Source organism: Phenylobacterium sp. (assembly GCF_041691455.1).
Taxonomy (GTDB): Bacteria; Pseudomonadota; Alphaproteobacteria; order Caulobacterales; family Caulobacteraceae; genus Phenylobacterium.
Genome location: NZ_JBEPUO010000008.1, coordinates 71125 through 87252, shown reverse-complemented (window position 1 = coordinate 87252; position 16128 = coordinate 71125). Strand labels below are relative to the sequence as shown.

The following is a 16128-nucleotide window of genomic DNA, read 5'->3' as shown; positions in this document are numbered from 1 at the left end:
CCTCAGACCAGTTCGGCCGGCTGCACGCCCTGTTCCTTCAGGAACGGCTCGGCGTAGTTGATGGTCCCGGTGAGGGTCTTGGGATCGCCCGAGGCCAGCCGATAGACCGCTTCGGCGATGAACTTGATCGGCTGCACGCGATCCTTCGTCGCCTCATTGATCAGGCCGTGCACGGCGACGCCGGGGGTGTCGACGAGGCCGGGCGAGACCACGTTCACGGCGATGCCGTCGTCATAGACCTCCGAGGCGAGGCCCGTGGTGAACCGCTCCAGCGCGGCCTTGCACATGCCGTAGACCGTGCCGCCGCCGCGCCGCGTGTAGGGGGCCTTGGGATGCAGGCCGGCGCCGGAGGAGATGTTGACGATCCAGCCCTGCTTGCGCTCGCGCATCGACGGCAGGACCAGCTGCGACAGGTGGAACGGCGCATAGACCTGCACCTCCATCATCAGCTTAAAGCGCTTCTCGGGAAATTCGGTGACCGGCATGAAGTAGGTGATCGCCGCGTTGTTCACCAGGATGTCGATCGGCCCGTAGGTCGCCACGGCTTCCTCGATCAACCGCTCGCGCTCGACCGCCTGGGCAAGGTCGGCCTTGATGAAGGCGGCATGGCCGCCGGCCTTCTTGATGCGGTCGACCGTCTCGTGGAGCGTGCCCGGCAGCCGGCTCTCGCCGCTCTCCGCGGTGCGGGCGGAGACCACGACATTGGCGCCTTCCATGGCGAGCCTGGCGGCGATGGCCTCGCCGATGCCGCGGCTGGCGCCCGTGATCAGCGCGTTTTTGCCCTTCAGCGGGCCATTGGGATTGATGCGGGGCTCACTCATGGCCGGTCCTCCAAATGTATTTTGTTCTAATGTCGCAAGGCTCGCGCGGCTGGCGGCCCAAGGCAAGGCGGGAGAAGCGCAAGGCCGGTTGCGCCAGCGGCTCGGGGGCGGTTGACTGGCGCCATGCGTATTCCTGACAAGAACCTGGCTGAGGTGTTCGACCGCGGCTTCACCGTGGTCGAAGGCTTTCTCGACAAGACGACCCTGAGCGACGCCCAGGACGCGCTGTGGGAGATTTATCCACGGCCCGAAGCCTATTTCGCCGATCCCGAGGCCCATCCGAAGTTCGCCAAGAGCCAGTTCGCGGGCCTGCGGTTCTTCCCCTACCCGTCCTGGGCGCTGAACAAGGTGACCGTCTATCCCGACCTGATCGATGCGGCCGAGCGGTTCCTGCGGACCACCGAGATCGACTGCTACAAGATCGAGCTCTGGGCCAAGTACGCCGGGGCCATCGACTACGACCAGCACCATCACCGGGACTACGAGAACCACACCATCGTGGTGCCGCGCGCCGACCAGCTGATGCCGCAGATGACCTGCTTCATCCTGCTCTCCGACGTCACCGAGCTCGACGGCCCGACCAAGGCGGTGCCGCTGGAGAAGACCCGCCAGGTCCCGATCGGCGTCACTCAGACGGAGATGGGCGACTTCTTCGAGGACGAGGTCTCGGTGACCGGGCCGGCCGGCACGATCCTGATCTACAAGACCGACGTCTTTCACCGGGGCTCGAACTTCAAGGCGCCGGGGCGTTCGCGGTTCGTGATGCCGATCGATTTCAAGCCGCGCGGCTGGCGCTGGCAGGGCAAGCTTGCCTGGCCCGACCGCACGCTCAACCCCGGCTGGAAAGAGGCGATGGTCAACATGACGCCCCGCCAGCGCGACCTCTTCGGCTGGCCGCCTGCCGGCGATCCCTACTGGAACGCCCAGACCCTGAGCGACGTGGCGCTGCGCTATCCGGGGATCGACTTGTCGCCCTATGGCGGGCAGGTACGCGCGACGGCGGGACTGAATCCCGCGTGACGCGTCAGGGAACCGAAGCGTGCTGAAGTTCAACATGGGCAGCGGCCAGAACCCGCGGCCGGGCTATGTCAACGTCGATGCGTCCCCCGCCTGCCGGCCGGATGAGGTCTGGGACCTCGAGCAAACGCCCTGGCCCTGGCCCGACAACTGCGCGGAGGAAGTGCTCTTCATCCATTCGCTGGAGCACATGGGCGGCGATCCGAAGGTGTTCCTCGCCATCATGCGCGAACTCTACCGGATCTGCGCGCCGAACGCCTCGGTGATGATCCACGTGCCGCATCCGCGCCACGACAACTTCATCAACGACCCGACCCACGTCCGGGCGATCTCGCCGCCGATGCTGACCCTGTTCGACCGCGAGGCCAACGAGGAATGGCGGGAGAAGGGCGCCGCGAATTCGCCGCTGGCCCTCTACAACGGCGTGGATTTCAAGGTCGCCGCCTATCGAGGGGTGCTCGCGGAGCCCTATCGCACCCAGGTCGAGGCGGGAGAACTCACCGAGGCCGCGATCGAAGAGATCGTCCGGTCGCGCAACAACGTCCTGACGGAATGGCGCATGCAGCTTCTCGTGCGGAAGTCGCAGCCGGCGGAGGCCTAGTCGTCGCCGAGCACGTTCAACCGCTTCACCGTCAGCTCGTCGATCTCCAGCCGCCTGACGCGAACCCGGCCTACCGCGAGGCGGCCGATCGCCAGCGCTCCGATGGAGACGGCCCCCACGGCCAAGGCGCCGACCGCGGTGGCGCCCACGGCCGCGGCGATCCAGGCGGCCAGCGGCCACGGGCGCTTCGTCGGGACGGGTTCGCTCATGTGGCCTCTCCTTGCGGCGCAGCCCGCTCAAGCTCGTCGCGCGGCCAACTCGCCAGGTCGGCGGCCGCCTCATAGGTCGATTGGAAGAACTCCAGCAGGGCCGCATCGGGATCGCGGGCGGTCCGCACGGCCTCGTAGGGCAGCACGAACTCGCCCAGGCCCGCCGACCAGTCGGCCTCCGCCGGCCGCGCGCGCACGTCGGCGAACCCCGGCGGCTCGGGATAGGCGTAGGCGTAGAACAGCGGCGGGATGCCCGGCGCGCCCGGCCAGAAGCCGCAGCTCGAGACCTCGTGCGAATAGGCCTCGACCGCCACCGACGCCGGCGCGAGCGGAGACCCCGGATGCCGCGGTGCGCGGCGGCCGGAAAACCGCGTCACCGCCAGGTCGAAGCTGCCCCAGAAGAAGTGCACCGGGCTCGCCTTGCCGATGAACCGGGCGCGGAAGGCCTTCATCACCCGGTCTGCCTGCACCAGCGCCCGCCAGAACCGCTGGGCGGCCGCGCCGTCATAGGCGCAGTGGACCTCGTCGGCCTCGAACGGGATCGCGCCTTCGATCTCGCAGGGCGTGGTCCAGATCTCCGCCTCGACGCCGAGGCGGCCGAGCGCGGCCATGGTCTCGCGATAGAACTGGGCGACGCTGATCGGCCGCAGGGGGATCGCCTCAAGCTGGCCGTCGCTGCAGGTGATCCGCAACTGGTGTTCGAGGAAATCGAAGACGATCTCGATGCTGCGGCCGCCGACCGGGATCGGCGAGGTGGTGAGGCCCCGCGCGCTGACATAGAGCGGGACGTGCCACCAGTGGTTCACCGGCGGCGTCAGGGCCATGCGGACCTTGCCGACCACCTGGGTCCAGAGGTGCAGGGTCCCGGCCGTCTCGGCCCAGTCGTCATAGGCGAGCGCAGGCCAGTCGTCGGAGGCGCTCAGATCGCTCATGCCGCATGATTGGGGCGGCGACGCCGGTAAGGCAAGACGGGCCTCAGGCGGCCTTCTGCAGTTCCTGCTTCACCCGCTCGGCCAGGGTCTTGATGTCGATGGGCTTGGGCAGGAAGGAGACGTTGGCCTCGCCCTCCAACAGGTCGGAGAACTCGCTCTCCGCATAGCCCGAGATGAACATCACCGGCGCGGCGCCCAGATAGCAGCGGGCCTGTTTCAGGAGGTCGGGGCCCTGCATCCCGGGCATCACCACGTCGGAGATCATCAGGTCGATGGTTCCGGCGTGGGTCTCGGCGAGCAGCAGGGCTTCCTCGCCGCTGGCCGCCTCGATGACCTCGTAGCCGCGGGCCCGCAGCAGCTTGGCGGCCACGCCGCGCACGGCGTCCTCGTCCTCGACGAAGAGGATGCGGCCGGCGCCGGAGAGGTCGCGGGCCACCGGCCGCTTGGGCGCGGCGGCGATGGCGACCGGCGTGGTCATGGCGCTGGGGATGTGAACGGGCAGGAAGATGCGGAAGGCCGCGCCCTCGCCAGGTTTGGAGTCGACCGCGATCCAGCCGTCCGACTGCTTGACGATGCCGTAGACGGTGGCGAGGCCCAGGCCCGTCCCCTCGCCCACCGGCTTGGTGGTGAAGAAGGGGTCGAAGATCTTGTCCAGCACCGCCGGCGGGATGCCGGGCCCGTCGTCGGAAACCTCGATCAGCGCCTGGTCGCCCTCGGCGGTCGGATAGCCGAGCCCCTGGGCCTGTTCCTGGGTGACGCGGGCGGTGCGGATCCTTACCGAGCCGCCGCCGTGGGCGCGGACGGAATCGCGGGCGTTGACCGCCAGGTTCATCACCGCGGTCTCGAGCTGGCCACGGTCGGCGCGCACCAGCGGCAGGTTGCGGCCGTAGTCGGTGGTCAGCTTGACGTCCTCGTAGAGCACCCGGCGCAGCAGCACCTCGAATTCGCTGATCAGCTCGCCCAGGTCGAGGATCTCGCGCTGCACGGTCTGCTTGCGCGAGAAGGCCAGGAGCTTGCGGACCAGGTCGGCGGCGCGCGTCGAGGTCTGCTTGATCTCGTTCAGGCCCTCGTAGGAGGGGTCGCCCACCGGGTGGCGGGTCGCCAGCACGTCGAGCTGCATGAAGATCGCGGTGAGCAGGTTGTTGAAATCGTGCGCCACGCCGCCGGCCAGCTGGCCGATGGCCTGCATCTTCTGGCTCTGGGCGAGCTGCAGCTCGATCTGCTTCTGCTCGGAAACGTCCACAAGATAGGCCACCCAGCGGCCGTCGCTTTTGGAAAGGTAGAGGTGGGCGATGCGGGTGGGGTCGTAGGCTAGGCGGATCTCCACCGGGGCGCCGGAGCCCTGGCCGGCCGCCAGCTTGTGGGCGGCGTCCGCCCGGCTCGCCGGTTCGATGAGGTCGCCGAAGGCCTGGCCCTTCTCGCCGCCGCCGGCCACCGCCTTCAGCGCCGGATTGGCTTCGACGATCTTGGCCTCGAAGGGGTCGTCGCCCTCCAGCAGCGCCGCGCCGAACGGCGAGGCCGCGGCGAAGGCGTCGAGCACCTTGGGCGGCGGCGGGACCGCGCCGGAAAACGCCGTCAGGACTTCCAGGGCCGCCGAGGGCAAGGCCAGCGCGCCGGTGGCGCTGCCGGTCAGGCGCACCAGGAAGCGCCGCGCGCCCAGCGGCGAGACGATCGCCTCGTGCTCGACGCCGCCGGCCTTGATCGCCGCGCGGCTGATCTCCCCACGGCGGGCGGCGGTGAGCGCGGCGAACAGGCTGGAGCCCGAGGCGCCGGACTTAGGCAGGCGGTTGGCGAGGCCGATGGCCGATTTCCAGGCCGCATTGGCCGCCTGCACCCGTCCGTCGGGCGCGGCGATGGCGGCGGGCTCGCTCAGGGCGTCGATGAACCCCGTCCCAGCGGGCTCACTCTCGCTGGAGGCCTCGGCCGATCCGCGCAGGACGAAGAGGCCGAGGCAGGCGAAGAACGCCAGGCCGATCAGCAGCAGCAGGCCGGCGAGCGTCACCGGCCCGGCGTTCATCGCCGGCGCGGCCGCGAAGACGACCGCCATCAGGAAGAAGACCACCGCGGCGGCCGTCAACGGGTCGAACCGGCCCTTGCGGGCTTTGCGGACCTGTGGCTCGGCCATGGCCGGCGACGGCGCCTCCTTGCGCACCCGCCCTCCTTTTCCCGTCAGAGGGGGCTGTCGGGCGGCTTCGCCCAGCGAATCACTCATATGCATTCTCTCACAGCGGTCGTCGCGTTACAGGGCGCCGCTGCGAAGCGTCCGGGCCGCGGCCTTGCGCCCGGCGTTGAGAATGAAGCCGATGATCTTGGCCACCGCCTCGTAGTGCGCCGGTGGGATCACTTCGTCCACATCGACGGCGGCATAGAGGGCGCGCGCCAGCGGCGCGTCCTCGATCACCGGCACCCCGTTCGCCTCGGCGACCTCGCGGATCTTCAAGGCCAGGCTGTCCATGCCCTTGGCGACGCACATCGGGGCCGGGGTCTCGTCCGCGTCGTATTTCAGCGCCACGGCGTAGTGGGTCGGGTTCATGACCACCACGGTCGCGCCGGGCACGGCCTGGATCATGCGGCGGCGCGAGCGCTCGTTGCGCAGCTGCCGCTGGCGCGCCTTGATGTGCGGGTCGCCTTCGGAGGTCTTGAAGTCCTCCTTGACCTCTTCCTTGGTCATCCGCATGCGGCTCATGAACCGCTGGCGCTGCCAGAACCAGTCGGCCCCGGCCACGATCAGCAGGAACGCCACCACCGCGAACAGCAGGCGGCGCAGGATATCGGTGGCGAAGCCCATCATGGCGACGGGCTCCATGCCCGAGAGGTTCTCCAGCTCGGGCAGATGCGGATGCAGCACCCACCAGGCCAGCACCGCGGTCAGAAAGACCTTGACCAGCGACTTGAAGAACTGCGCCGCCCCGTCGAGGCCGAAGACCCGCTTGAACCCCGCGGTCGGGGATAGCTTGCTGAAGTCGAGGGCCAGCTTCTCCGGGTGGAACGAGAACCCCGTCTGGACCAGGTTGGCGGCCACGCCCGCGACGCAGGCCGCGGCCAGGACGGCGGCCATGGGCGGGGCGGCGGCCATGAGCGAGATATAGAGCACGTGCATGCCACCCTGGCCGCCAAGGACCATGGTCTCGGGCTCGGCGAGGAAGGGTTTCAGCGCCACGACCATGTGGTTGGCGAAGCCGCCGCCGCCGAGGGCGACCACGCTGGAGGCCGCCGCCAGCGAGGCCAGGGCGGGCAGATCCGGGGTCTTGACGACCTCGCCCTTCTCGGCGGCCTGCTGCAGCCTGCGAGATGTCGGTTCTTCTGTTTTTGATGCCGCGTCAGCGTCGCTCATGGCGTCACGCAAACACCGCGAGGAGGTCGCGGTAGTGGTCGACCCAGACCATGCCGATGACGCCCAGGCTGAGCGCGAAGACCGACAGGCCGAGCAGCACCATCAGGGGCGTGGCGACAAAGAAGATCTGGAACTGCGGCATCACCCGCCCGACGAGGCCGGTGGCGATGTTGAAGATCAAGGACAGCGCCACCACCGGCGCGGAGAGTTGCAGGCCCAGGGCGAAGGACCGGCTCATGGTCTGCACCGCCAGGTCCTTGGCGTCCGCCAGCGGGATGTCCTTGCTGAACGGGAAGATCGTGTAGGAGCGCACGATCGCCGACAGGAACAGGTGGTGCAGGTTGGTGGTCATGATCAGCAGGATGCCCATCAGGCCAAGGAAGGTGCCTAGCGAGGTGGAGGGCGAGGCCTGCGTGGGGTTCGCGGTCTGGGCGAAGGCGAGCGTCGTCTGGATCGACATGATCTCCCCGGCCGAGGCCAGCGAGGCCATGAACATCCGCAGGATGCCGCCGATCATCAGTCCGATGGCGGTTTCCTTGATGACCGCCAGCGCCACGCCGCTGACCTCGGTCGGGACCGGCGGCGTGCCCCCCTTGAGAATCGGAAACAGCACCAGCGCCAACAACAGGGCCAGCGACAGGCGGATGCGCACCGGAATGAAGGTCTCGCCCAGGCCCGGGATCAGCATGACGATGGCGCCCACCCGGGCGAACACCAGGCCGGCGACGAACACCTGCTGGGCGGTGGCGTAGTGTTCCATGGGGCGCGGGCTTGCCCGGCCGCTACATGGCCGCGATGCGCGCAGCGATTTGGCGCATGAAGCCGCTCATCAGGGCGCCCATCAGCGGCAGGAAGATCAGCAGCGAGATGAAGATGGCGACGATCTTCGGGGCGTAGACCAGGGTGGCTTCCTGGATCTGGGTCAGCGCCTGCAGGAGGCCAATTCCGACGCCGACCACCAGGCCGACGATCAGCACCGGCGCGCACAGCTGGATGGTGAGCCAGATGGCGTCGCGCCCGACGTCAAGAACCTCGGCGCCGCTCATGAAGACCTCTTGGAATGCTTGACGAATTCGCGCACCTGCGAACCTCGCCACCATGGTCGGGCATGGTTAATGAAAGGCTACGGACCGGGCAGAAATTGCCGCCTTTCCCCTAGCGCGGCGGCGCCGTGATCGCGGTCTCCAGCGCCCGCGCGGCCTCTGCCGGACTGGCCTTTCCCTGGTCGCGGTCGACGCTGTAGTTGGCGGCCTGCATCGCCTGGACCGGGATCCTGCCGACCAGGGGCTTGAGCGCTTCGGTCAGCCGGCGGTCGCCGGCGCGCTTCGGCGAGATCAGCACCACCGCGTCGTAGGGTGGGATGGCCCCCTTGGGGTCGCTCAGGATCATCAGCCTGTGCGCCGCGATCCGGCCGTCGGACGAAAACGCGCTGATCACGTCGGCCTCGCCACCCTGGAGCGCGCGGTACATGAAGGTCGGCTGGTAGGACCGCTTGGTCTTGAACCGCAGGTCGTAGGCCGTCTCGACCGCCTTCCATTCCGGCCGCGACAGGAACTCCAGGTCCGAGCCCAGGGTGAGCTTCGGCGCCTCGCGGGCGAGGTCGGCGATCGAGGCGACGCCCAGCGCCTTTGCCCGGTCGGCACGCATGGTCAGGGCGTAGGCGTTCTCGAAGCCGAGCGAGCCCAACACCACCACGCCGTCCTGCCGCTTCAGCTCGGCGGTAAGCTGTTTCAACACCTCAGCGCGACCGGGATTATCCTTCCGGTTCAGGACGTTGGTCCATAAAGTTCCGGAGTAATCGACGTAGACGTCCAGCTCACCGGCCGCCAGCGCGCGGTAGGCGACGGCCGAGCCGAGGTCCTCCTTGCGGCTGACCTGGGCGCCGGCCTTCTCCAGCCGGCCGGCGATCACTTCCGCCAGGATGTACTGTTCGGAGAAGTTCTTGGCCCCGACCACATAGGACCCGGTCTTGCCGAGCCCGAGCAGCGGCGCGACCGCCAGCGCCACGCCGATCAGCAGGCCCACGGCGCCCAGGGCCACCAGGCGCAGGTCGCGGCGGCGCGCCCCAGCCTCGATCAAGCCGAGCAGCTGGTCGGCGATCAGGGCCAGCCCGGCCGAGGCCGCGCAGCCGAACAGCACGAAGACCCAGTTCTCGGTCTGCAGCCCGGCGAAGATGTAGTTCCCGAGGCTCGTCTGGCCGACCGGGGTGGAGAGGGTCGCGGCCCCGATGGTCCAGACCGCCGCGGTCCGGACGCCGGCCATGATCACCGGCGCGGCCAGCGGCAGCTCGACCTGGAAGAGCCGCTGGCGGGCGGTCATGCCCACGCCGTCCGCCGCCTCGCGGATCGCCGGGTCGACGCCGAGAATCCCGGCCGCCCCATTCCTGAGGATCGGCAGCATGGAATAGAGCGTCAGCGCCAGCAGCGAGGGCAGGAAGCCGAGCGCCGAGAAACCCCGGCCGAAGGTCGCGAGACTGAGCGCAGAGAGCGCCAGCAGCAGAGGATAGAACAGCGCCAGGAGCGCCAGGCTGGGGATGGTCTGGATCAGGCTCGCGCCGGCCAGCACCGGCCAGCGCAGGCGCGCGCTGCGGCTCGCCGCCACCGCCAGCGGCAGGCTGATGGCGACCCCCAGGACGAGCGCGCTGAAGCTCAGCAGCACATGCCAGCCGAGGTACTCCGGCAGCAGCGCGAAGGCCGAGGCGAGCCGCGGGCTCATGCCGCCCCGCCGAGCTTGGCGCGCAGCCGTTCGGCCTGGCGCTTGGGCGCCTCCAGGAGCGCGCGCACGCCTTCGTCCTGCGTCTGGGCCAGGAGGTCGGCGGGCTTGCCGTCGGCGACGATCCGGCCATCGCGCAGCACGACGATGCGGTCGGCCAGCAGCACCGCCTCGCCCATGTCGTGGGTCACCATCACGGTGGTCAGGCCCAGGCGGTCGTGCAGCGCGCGGTAGTCGGTGCCCAGCGCATCGCGCGTCAGAGGATCGAGGGCCCCGAACGGCTCGTCCATCAGCATCAGGCCGGGCTCGGCGGCGAGCGCGCGGGCGACGCCCACGCGCTGGCGCTGGCCGCCGGAGAGCGCGGCGGGGGGCCGTCCGGCCACCTCCAGCGGCAGGTCGACGAGGCCCAGGAGGTTGGCGACGCGGGCGTCGATGCGCTTGCCCTCCCAGCCCAAGAGCTTCGGGGTGATCGCTATGTTCTCCGCGACCGAGAGGTGCGGGAAGAGGCCGACTTCCTGGAAGACGTAGCCGATCCTTCGGCGCAGCAGGTGCGGCGGGCTCGCGGCGACGTCCTCGCCCAGCACTCGGACCTGGCCGGCGTCGGGGACCACCAGGCGGTTGATGGTTTTGAGCAGCGTGGTCTTGCCGGAGCCGGAGCCGCCGACCAGCGCGGTGAATTCGCCGCGTTCCACCGACAGGCTGACGCCGGCGAGCGCGGCCAGCGCGCCGTACCGCTTCTCGATCCCGCTAAGCTCGATCGCCCCCGCCATGGGCCAAGGCGTAGCACGCGGAATCGGAAGCGGCGACGCCTCGATCAGGCGGCGGGGACCTGGTCGAGGAAGCCGGTCACCGACTTGAGCCGGCCGCCCTCCACCTGCACGAAATCGGTTCCCTTGATGGGGGCGTCGGCGCCGTCGGGGCCCAGACCCCAGGAGAACCGCACGCGGTCTCCGAAGCCGTCCGGCTTGCCGATCAGGGCGAAACGGAAGTCGGGGAAGCGCTGTTGGACGCCGGCCATCAACGCGCTGACCTCGGCATGGCCGCGGCCCGCCATCAGCGGATCGACGTAGGTCGCGTCTTCCGACCAGGTCTCGGTCAGGAGCGCGCGCCGGCGCTCGGCGTCGGTCTCATTCCAGGCGGCGATATAGTGCTGGGCGATCGTGTCGGGGGTCATCGCTGAACTCCATGCTTGCGGGTTACGAGCCTTGAAGGCGTCGCGATCCTGGAGCGGACGGAGCGGCGAAGCGATTACGTGCGAGGTAACGGCGCGGGCGCCGTCAGATCGGCATCCGCATGATTTCCTGATATGCGCCGATCACCTGGTCGCGGATGGCCATGACGGTCTCGAGACTGGACTGGGCGGACGACACGGCGGTCACCACATCGACCAGCTGGGCCTTGCCCTGCACCTGGTTGGCCATCTGGGTTTCGGCGTTCTTCGAAGCCTTCATGGCGTCGGTCATGGCCGTTTTCAGGATGTCGCCGAAGCTCCCGCCGGCGGAGGCGGCCTCGGATCCGCCCATGCCGGGATCGACGCCGGCCGCCTTCTGGACGTTGGCGTAGGCCTTGGCGGCGGCAAGCGCGGTCATCATGGCTTAGGGCCCCTAGCGCTTCAAAAGATCGAGGGTGCGCGAATCCATCGAACGCACCGTTTCGATGACATTGAGGTTGGCTTCGTAGGCCCGCTGGGCGTCGCGCATGTCCATGGCCTCGACCAGCGGATCGACGTTGGGCTTCTTCACGTAGCCCTGGGCGTCGGCCGAGGGATTGCCGGGGTCGTAGTCGGACTGGAACGGCGTCGGATCGGGCGCGGCCCGGGTCATCTTGACCCCGACGCCGCCGGCGACCTTGGCCGCCTGGAACACCGGCGCCTGACGCCGATAGGGGTCGCCGCCGGCGGTGCGTGAGGTGGAGTTCGAATTGGCCAGGTTCTCGGCGATGATCCGCATGCGCGACTGCTGCGCGCGAAGGGCGGAGATCGCGATCGACTGCGATGAGCTGGAAATGGGGTCGGCCATCTAGGTTGCGCCTCTCATCAGCCGGCGCCCGGCTTGCGGATCGCGATCTTCAGCATGTCGAGCGACTTCTGGTAGAAGCCGACAGCCGCGTCATAGTCCATCCGCGCGTTGCTGAGCTTCAACATCTCGTCCTCCAGGACGACGGAGTTGCCGTCCATGGTGGTCTCGGAGTCCTTGGCCTTGACCGGCTTGACGGCCATGCCGCGCTTGGCGCCCGGCGGCAGCATGTGTCCGGCCTGGGTGACGGTCATGGTCCCGGGCCCCACGACAGCCTCCATCTTGGCCTGGAAGCTGAACGGCTTCAGGTCGTGCGGCGCATAGCCGGGCGTGGAGGCGTTGGCGACGTTCTCGGCGATGACGCGCTGCTTCTCGGACAGGTATCCCATCCGGGCGCGCAACATCGAGAAGATCGGAATGTCCGCAAGGTCCATGAGGCCCAATCTAAAGAAACAGGGTTAACCCCGGTTTAAGGGACTCACATGTTTCCTGGGCTCCGATCCTGATCGGAAGCCGCAGAAGCGCCCCATGACCTTCGCCGATTTCGCCAGAGCCATGTTCGCGCTCGCCCTTACCCTCGGCCTGGTGGGGCTGGGCGCGGTGGCCCTGCGCCGTTTCGGACCGGACGCCATCGCCCGTTTCGGCGCCAACCGGAAGGAGCGCCGGCTGGCGATCGTCGAAAGCCTGGTGCTCGATCCGGCGCGGCGTCTGGTCATCGTCTCCTGCGACGGCAAGGAACGGCTGCTGCTGCTGGGCGAGGGCCAGCTGGTCAGCGCCCTCGACGTTCCGAAGGGACGCGGCTGATGCTCGGACTGCTCAAGGCCATCCGCACCCTGCCCGCCGAGGACTGGCGCCGCGCCGCCATGCTGGCCCTGGTCGCCACGCTCGCCAGCCTGGCCTTCCCGGCCGCCGCCCTCGCCCAGGCGCTGAACATCAACCTCGGCACCGGCGCGGGCCTGACCGAGCGCGTGGTGCAGCTCATCGGGCTGATGACCGTGCTCTCGCTGGCGCCGTCCATCGTCATCATGACCACCTCCTTCGTGCGGATCGTGGTGGTGCTCTCGCTGCTGCGCACCGCGATCGGCCTGCAGCAGAGCCCGCCCAACGCGGTGATCATCTCGCTGTCGCTGTTCCTCAGCGCCATCGTCATGGGGCCGACCCTGCAGCGATCCTACGATGAGGGCGTCAAGCCCTTGATGAACCAGAAGATGGAGCTTCCCGCCGCCTTCGACGCCGCCGGCGCGCCGCTGAAGCAGTTCATGCTCGGCCAGGTCGACCGCGAAGACCTGGGCCTGTTCATCACGCTTTCCAAGATCCCCAAGCCGGCGAGCGCCATGGACACCCCGATCCGGGTGGTGACGCCGGCCTTCATGATCTCGGAGCTGAAGCGCTCCTTCGAGATCGGCTTCCTGCTCTTCGTGCCCTTCCTGGTCATCGACCTGGTGGTGGCGAGCGTGCTGATGAGCATGGGGATGATGATGCTGCCGCCGGTAGTGGTCAGCCTGCCGTTCAAGCTGATCTTCTTTGTCCTCGTCGATGGCTGGCGCCTGGTGGCGGGCAGCCTGGTGGAGAGTTTCCACCACGGACCGGGGACATAGGGGCGCATGCCCGAAGGCGGCCCCTGGGATCCCAAGGAGCCTGAGACGCCACCGCCCCGGCGGCCGCGCGGCCCGGGGCTCCTCTGGCTGGTCATGCTGGCCGTCGTCGCGGCGCTGGTCCTCCTGCTGTTCAAGGCGTTTCCGGGGGCGGTTCAGTCCACCGACGACTGGAGCCGCGTCGCCTATGCCGCCGGACTGGTGGCGCTGGTCTCCGCCGGCCTGATCCGGACGCGGCGGATCGACTGGGGTCAGCGCGCGCGGCAGATCGCCGGCTGGATCGGCGTCGTCGCGGTGCTGGCCGTCGGCTTCGCCTACCGCGACGAGCTGGGCGCCGTCGGCCAGCGGGTGCGCAGCGAGTTCTCTTCGGGCTATCCGGTCGCCACCGCCCCGCGAGAGGTGGTGGTCAGCCAGGACGACAACGGCAGCTTCTTCGTCATGGGCCGGGTCAACGGCCAGCTGGTCCGCTTCCTGGTCGACACCGGGGCCAGCGACACCGTGCTCAGCCCGGCGGACGCCGAACGGCTGGGGATCGACACTTCATCGCTTAGCTTCGACCGAGCCGCCGAGACCGCCAACGGCGTCGGCTATGGCGCGCGGTACAAGGCCGACAGCCTCGCGGTCGGCCCGATCCTTCTCTCCGACGTGCCGATGGTCATCAACAAGGCGCCGATGACCAGCTCCCTGCTGGGCCTGACCTTTCTCGGCCGCCTGGACTCCTTCCAGGTGCGTGGCCACCGGCTCTACCTGAAGGGCCGCGCTGGCGCCTCCTAGAGGTCGGGCGTCTCGCCTTTCGCCCGCGCCATCCGACGGCTGGGCATGGCCGCCGCCATCTCCTTGGCGTCCAGGACCCCGTCGTGATTGGTGTCGAGTTCGGCGAAACGGGCGCGCAGGCCGGCCAGCGGACCCTTTAGCTCGGCGGGCTCGATCTTGCCGTCGAGGTTCGAGTCCAGCGAGCCGATGACCTGCGAGGCGAACAGCTTCTGCTGCAGGTCGCCGCGGACATGGGTCACGGTCTCGTCGGCCCAGCGGTAGTTGACCCGGAAGTACATCATCTCGTCGGGGGTCTGTTCGCCCCAGGTGACGTTGCGCTTCGGATCCGGGTTGGCCGGATTGTGCTCGGAGTTGTCGTAGACCCAGGTGGCGACCAGTTTGGTCCCGGCCTTCACCAGGATCGGCTTCACCGGGTCGTAGTCGCGCTGCCAGTTGAAGTCGTATTTGGGCAGCGACAGCAGCATCGTGTCCTTGCCGTCCGGCGTCACCGCCTTCAGCTCCACGTGGTAGCCGCGGTAATGCGAGTGCGGATAGAGCGTGTAGAGATAGGCGTCGGCCGGGAAGGTCAGGTAGGCGATCTCCTGGTGCCGCGCCTCGCCCGCCGGGATGTAGAGCGAGAAGGTCGAGATCACCGCCGAACGCTTGATGTACTCGGGCGGGGTCTTCAGCGTGTAGAAGCCGACCTCGGTCTTATCGACCGTTTCCTTGCCCATCGTCGTGTAGTGCATCTGGAAATGCAGCTTGCCGCCCGCGGGCACCGGCGCGCCGGAACCGTCGGCCATGACCTGCGGCTCGGCGCCGGGCGTGTAGGAGCCGACCGAGCCGCCAGGGATCGCCGCGGCCGGCTGGTTCGGATCCGGGATATGGTTGGAGACCACGTGGTGCAGCACCCGCCGGTCGCCGGGCTTCATGGCGATGGCGCGCAGCCAGGTGTCCTGGGTGAACGGGTTCGCCACCTGCTGGTTCTGGTATTCGACGAGGCCGGTGGCCGGCACCTTGAAGGCCGGCAGCTCGACGATCACGTCGGGCTTGCCGAGGTCGGCCGGCCAGTCCGGCGCGTGTTTCGAGGCGTTGGCGAGCAACGGGTCGGGACCGTTCCCGCGCGGCGCGCCGGCCTCGATCCAGTGGACCAGCGTCTTGGTCTGGTCGGAGGTCAGGCCCTGGTCGTTCTTGAACACCCCGATGTGCGGGTCGGCGAAATAGGGCGGCATCCGGCGCGTGCGCACCGTCTCGCGGATCATCGGCGAGAAGCCCTTGATCACATCGTAGCTGTTCATCGCGAAGGGGCCGATGCCGCCGTTCACGTGGCAGGAGACGCACTTCTCCTGCAGGATCGGCGCGACCTCCTTGGAATAGGAGATGTTGGCGAACTCCGCGGCGTGCGCGCGTTCGGGGAAGGCTACGGTCTTGCCGGCGGTGGACGCCTCGCGGGTCACCGCGGGCTGATGGCCGGCCAGCAGCGCATCGACAGCCTGTCCGGCATGCGCGTCCAGCGGCCCGCGGTAGGCCACCGTCCAGGTCTTCGGATTGATCACGAAGACCTCGCCCTCGCGCTGCACGCCGAGCGATTCGCCGACCAGCTGCTGCTCGTCCATCAGGACGGGGACGCTCAGTCCCTCCTTGGCGGCCTCGGCGGCGACCGCGTCACGGCTGTCGGCGAGGTTGGAATCCAGCGCCCAGACCACGACGCCCTTGTCCTTGTAGGCGTCGGACAGCTTCTGCAGGGCCGCATCGCCGGTGCGCGCGGCGGCGCCGTTCGAGCGGGTCATGACCACGATCGCCGGCGTGTAGCCGAAGTAATAGAGGTGCTGCGCCAGCCGCGTGTGGTCGGTGAGCTGGAAGTCGTCGACCCGCTGCGGGGTGGCCGTGGGCGTGTCGGCGGCGTTCCCGGCGGGCGCGGCCAGACCGGCAAGCGCGACCCCGGCCATGACGGCGGCGGAGGCCAGAAGGGCTCGTTTCATGCCAGTTTCTCCCAGCTTGGCGCGGTTCGCATACCATCGGTTCCGTTCAGGATTGTTGCAGTCCGGCGGGCCGGACAGCGGATGGCGGCCGCATCGGTGAAAGTCATCAAAAGCTCTATCGGGTATATGTTTATTGATTTTGTTATATTTTCAGGCT

The 16128-nt window shown here is 68.7% G+C and carries 19 protein-coding genes; 5 read left to right on the top strand and 14 right to left on the bottom strand.

The window, feature by feature from the left end; all coding sequences use genetic code 11:
• Window positions 1-2: 2 nt before the first annotated feature.
• Window positions 3-821: an SDR family NAD(P)-dependent oxidoreductase gene (locus ACESMY_RS12600; RefSeq protein ID WP_372784935.1), complete on the bottom strand. Its 819-nt coding sequence runs from the start codon at window positions 819-821 to the stop codon at window positions 3-5.
• 123 nt (window positions 822-944) lie between these two features.
• On the opposite strand from ACESMY_RS12600, the gene ACESMY_RS12595 reads away from it, so the two are divergent.
• Window positions 945-1841, top strand: coding sequence for a phytanoyl-CoA dioxygenase family protein (locus tag ACESMY_RS12595; RefSeq protein WP_372784934.1), 897 nt, complete (start codon window positions 945-947; stop codon window positions 1839-1841).
• A gap of 19 nt (window positions 1842-1860) precedes the next feature.
• A complete protein-coding gene (locus ACESMY_RS12590; protein WP_372784933.1) occupies window positions 1861-2439 on the top strand; it encodes a hypothetical protein in 579 nt (192 codons plus the stop codon).
• Here ACESMY_RS12590 and ACESMY_RS12585 read toward each other — a convergent pair.
• From ACESMY_RS12585 to flgB, 12 genes are all read right to left on the bottom strand, one after another.
• Window positions 2436-2648 carry a hypothetical protein gene (locus ACESMY_RS12585; RefSeq protein WP_372784932.1) on the bottom strand — a complete coding sequence of 71 codons (213 nt, stop codon included), beginning with the start codon at window positions 2646-2648 and terminating at the stop codon, window positions 2436-2438. The genes ACESMY_RS12590 and ACESMY_RS12585 overlap by 4 nt on opposite strands.
• Window positions 2645-3580, bottom strand: coding sequence for a DUF5996 family protein (locus ACESMY_RS12580; RefSeq protein ID WP_372784931.1), 936 nt, complete (start codon window positions 3578-3580; stop codon window positions 2645-2647). Before ACESMY_RS12580 ends, ACESMY_RS12585 begins: the two co-directional genes overlap by 4 nt.
• Window positions 3581-3623: 43 nt before the next feature.
• Window positions 3624-5705 (bottom strand): cell cycle histidine kinase CckA, encoded by a 2082-nt coding sequence (cckA, locus tag ACESMY_RS12575; protein WP_372784996.1) that lies wholly within the window; start codon window positions 5703-5705, stop codon window positions 3624-3626.
• A 114-nt stretch (window positions 5706-5819) separates the two neighbouring features.
• Window positions 5820-6914, bottom strand: a complete 1095-nt coding sequence (gene flhB, locus ACESMY_RS12570) for a flagellar biosynthesis protein FlhB (protein WP_372784930.1) — start codon at window positions 6912-6914, stop codon at window positions 5820-5822.
• 4 nt (window positions 6915-6918) lie between these two features.
• A complete protein-coding gene (fliR, locus tag ACESMY_RS12565) occupies window positions 6919-7674 on the bottom strand; it encodes a flagellar biosynthetic protein FliR (RefSeq protein ID WP_372784929.1) in 756 nt (251 codons plus the stop codon).
• A gap of 22 nt (window positions 7675-7696) precedes the next feature.
• Complete coding sequence (fliQ, locus tag ACESMY_RS12560; protein WP_372784928.1) at window positions 7697-7960, bottom strand: flagellar biosynthesis protein FliQ; 264 nt, start codon at window positions 7958-7960, stop codon at window positions 7697-7699.
• Window positions 7961-8069: 109 nt separating this feature from the next.
• The gene (locus ACESMY_RS12555; RefSeq protein WP_372784927.1) at window positions 8070-9629 is read right to left on the bottom strand and encodes an ABC transporter permease/substrate-binding protein; all 1560 of its coding nucleotides are present in this window, start codon (window positions 9627-9629) and stop codon (window positions 8070-8072) included.
• Window positions 9626-10396, bottom strand: a complete 771-nt coding sequence (locus tag ACESMY_RS12550; RefSeq protein WP_372784926.1) for an ATP-binding cassette domain-containing protein — start codon at window positions 10394-10396, stop codon at window positions 9626-9628. The genes ACESMY_RS12555 and ACESMY_RS12550 overlap by 4 nt, the downstream gene beginning before the upstream one ends.
• Before the next feature lie 44 nt (window positions 10397-10440).
• Window positions 10441-10800, bottom strand: a complete 360-nt coding sequence (locus ACESMY_RS12545; protein WP_372784925.1) for a nuclear transport factor 2 family protein — start codon at window positions 10798-10800, stop codon at window positions 10441-10443.
• A gap of 103 nt (window positions 10801-10903) precedes the next feature.
• Window positions 10904-11218 (bottom strand): flagellar hook-basal body complex protein FliE, encoded by a 315-nt coding sequence (locus ACESMY_RS12540; protein ID WP_372784924.1) that lies wholly within the window; start codon window positions 11216-11218, stop codon window positions 10904-10906.
• Window positions 11219-11230: 12 nt separating this feature from the next.
• On the bottom strand, window positions 11231-11644 hold the full coding sequence (gene flgC / locus ACESMY_RS12535) for a flagellar basal body rod protein FlgC (protein ID WP_372784923.1): 414 nt from the start codon (window positions 11642-11644) through the stop codon (window positions 11231-11233).
• 17 nt (window positions 11645-11661) lie between these two features.
• The gene (gene flgB / locus ACESMY_RS12530) at window positions 11662-12075 is read right to left on the bottom strand and encodes a flagellar basal body rod protein FlgB (protein WP_372784922.1); all 414 of its coding nucleotides are present in this window, start codon (window positions 12073-12075) and stop codon (window positions 11662-11664) included.
• Between the two features lie 94 nt (window positions 12076-12169).
• Here flgB and ACESMY_RS12525 point away from each other — a divergent pair, with 94 nt between their 5' ends.
• Genes ACESMY_RS12525 through ACESMY_RS12515 form a run of 3 tightly spaced genes read left to right on the top strand, consistent with a single transcriptional unit; the run spans window position 12170 to window position 14010 of the window.
• Window positions 12170-12445 carry a flagellar biosynthetic protein FliO gene (locus ACESMY_RS12525; RefSeq protein ID WP_372784921.1) on the top strand — a complete coding sequence of 92 codons (276 nt, stop codon included), beginning with the start codon at window positions 12170-12172 and terminating at the stop codon, window positions 12443-12445.
• On the top strand, window positions 12445-13239 hold the full coding sequence (fliP, locus tag ACESMY_RS12520) for a flagellar type III secretion system pore protein FliP (RefSeq protein WP_372784920.1): 795 nt from the start codon (window positions 12445-12447) through the stop codon (window positions 13237-13239). Before ACESMY_RS12525 ends, fliP begins: the two co-directional genes overlap by 1 nt.
• A gap of 6 nt (window positions 13240-13245) precedes the next feature.
• The gene (locus ACESMY_RS12515; RefSeq protein ID WP_372784919.1) at window positions 13246-14010 is read left to right on the top strand and encodes a TIGR02281 family clan AA aspartic protease; all 765 of its coding nucleotides are present in this window, start codon (window positions 13246-13248) and stop codon (window positions 14008-14010) included.
• On the opposite strand, the gene ACESMY_RS12510 is transcribed toward ACESMY_RS12515, so the two are convergent.
• Window positions 14007-15971 (bottom strand): redoxin domain-containing protein, encoded by a 1965-nt coding sequence (locus ACESMY_RS12510; protein ID WP_372784918.1) that lies wholly within the window; start codon window positions 15969-15971, stop codon window positions 14007-14009. The genes ACESMY_RS12515 and ACESMY_RS12510 overlap by 4 nt on opposite strands.
• Window positions 15972-16128 lie beyond the last annotated feature (157 nt).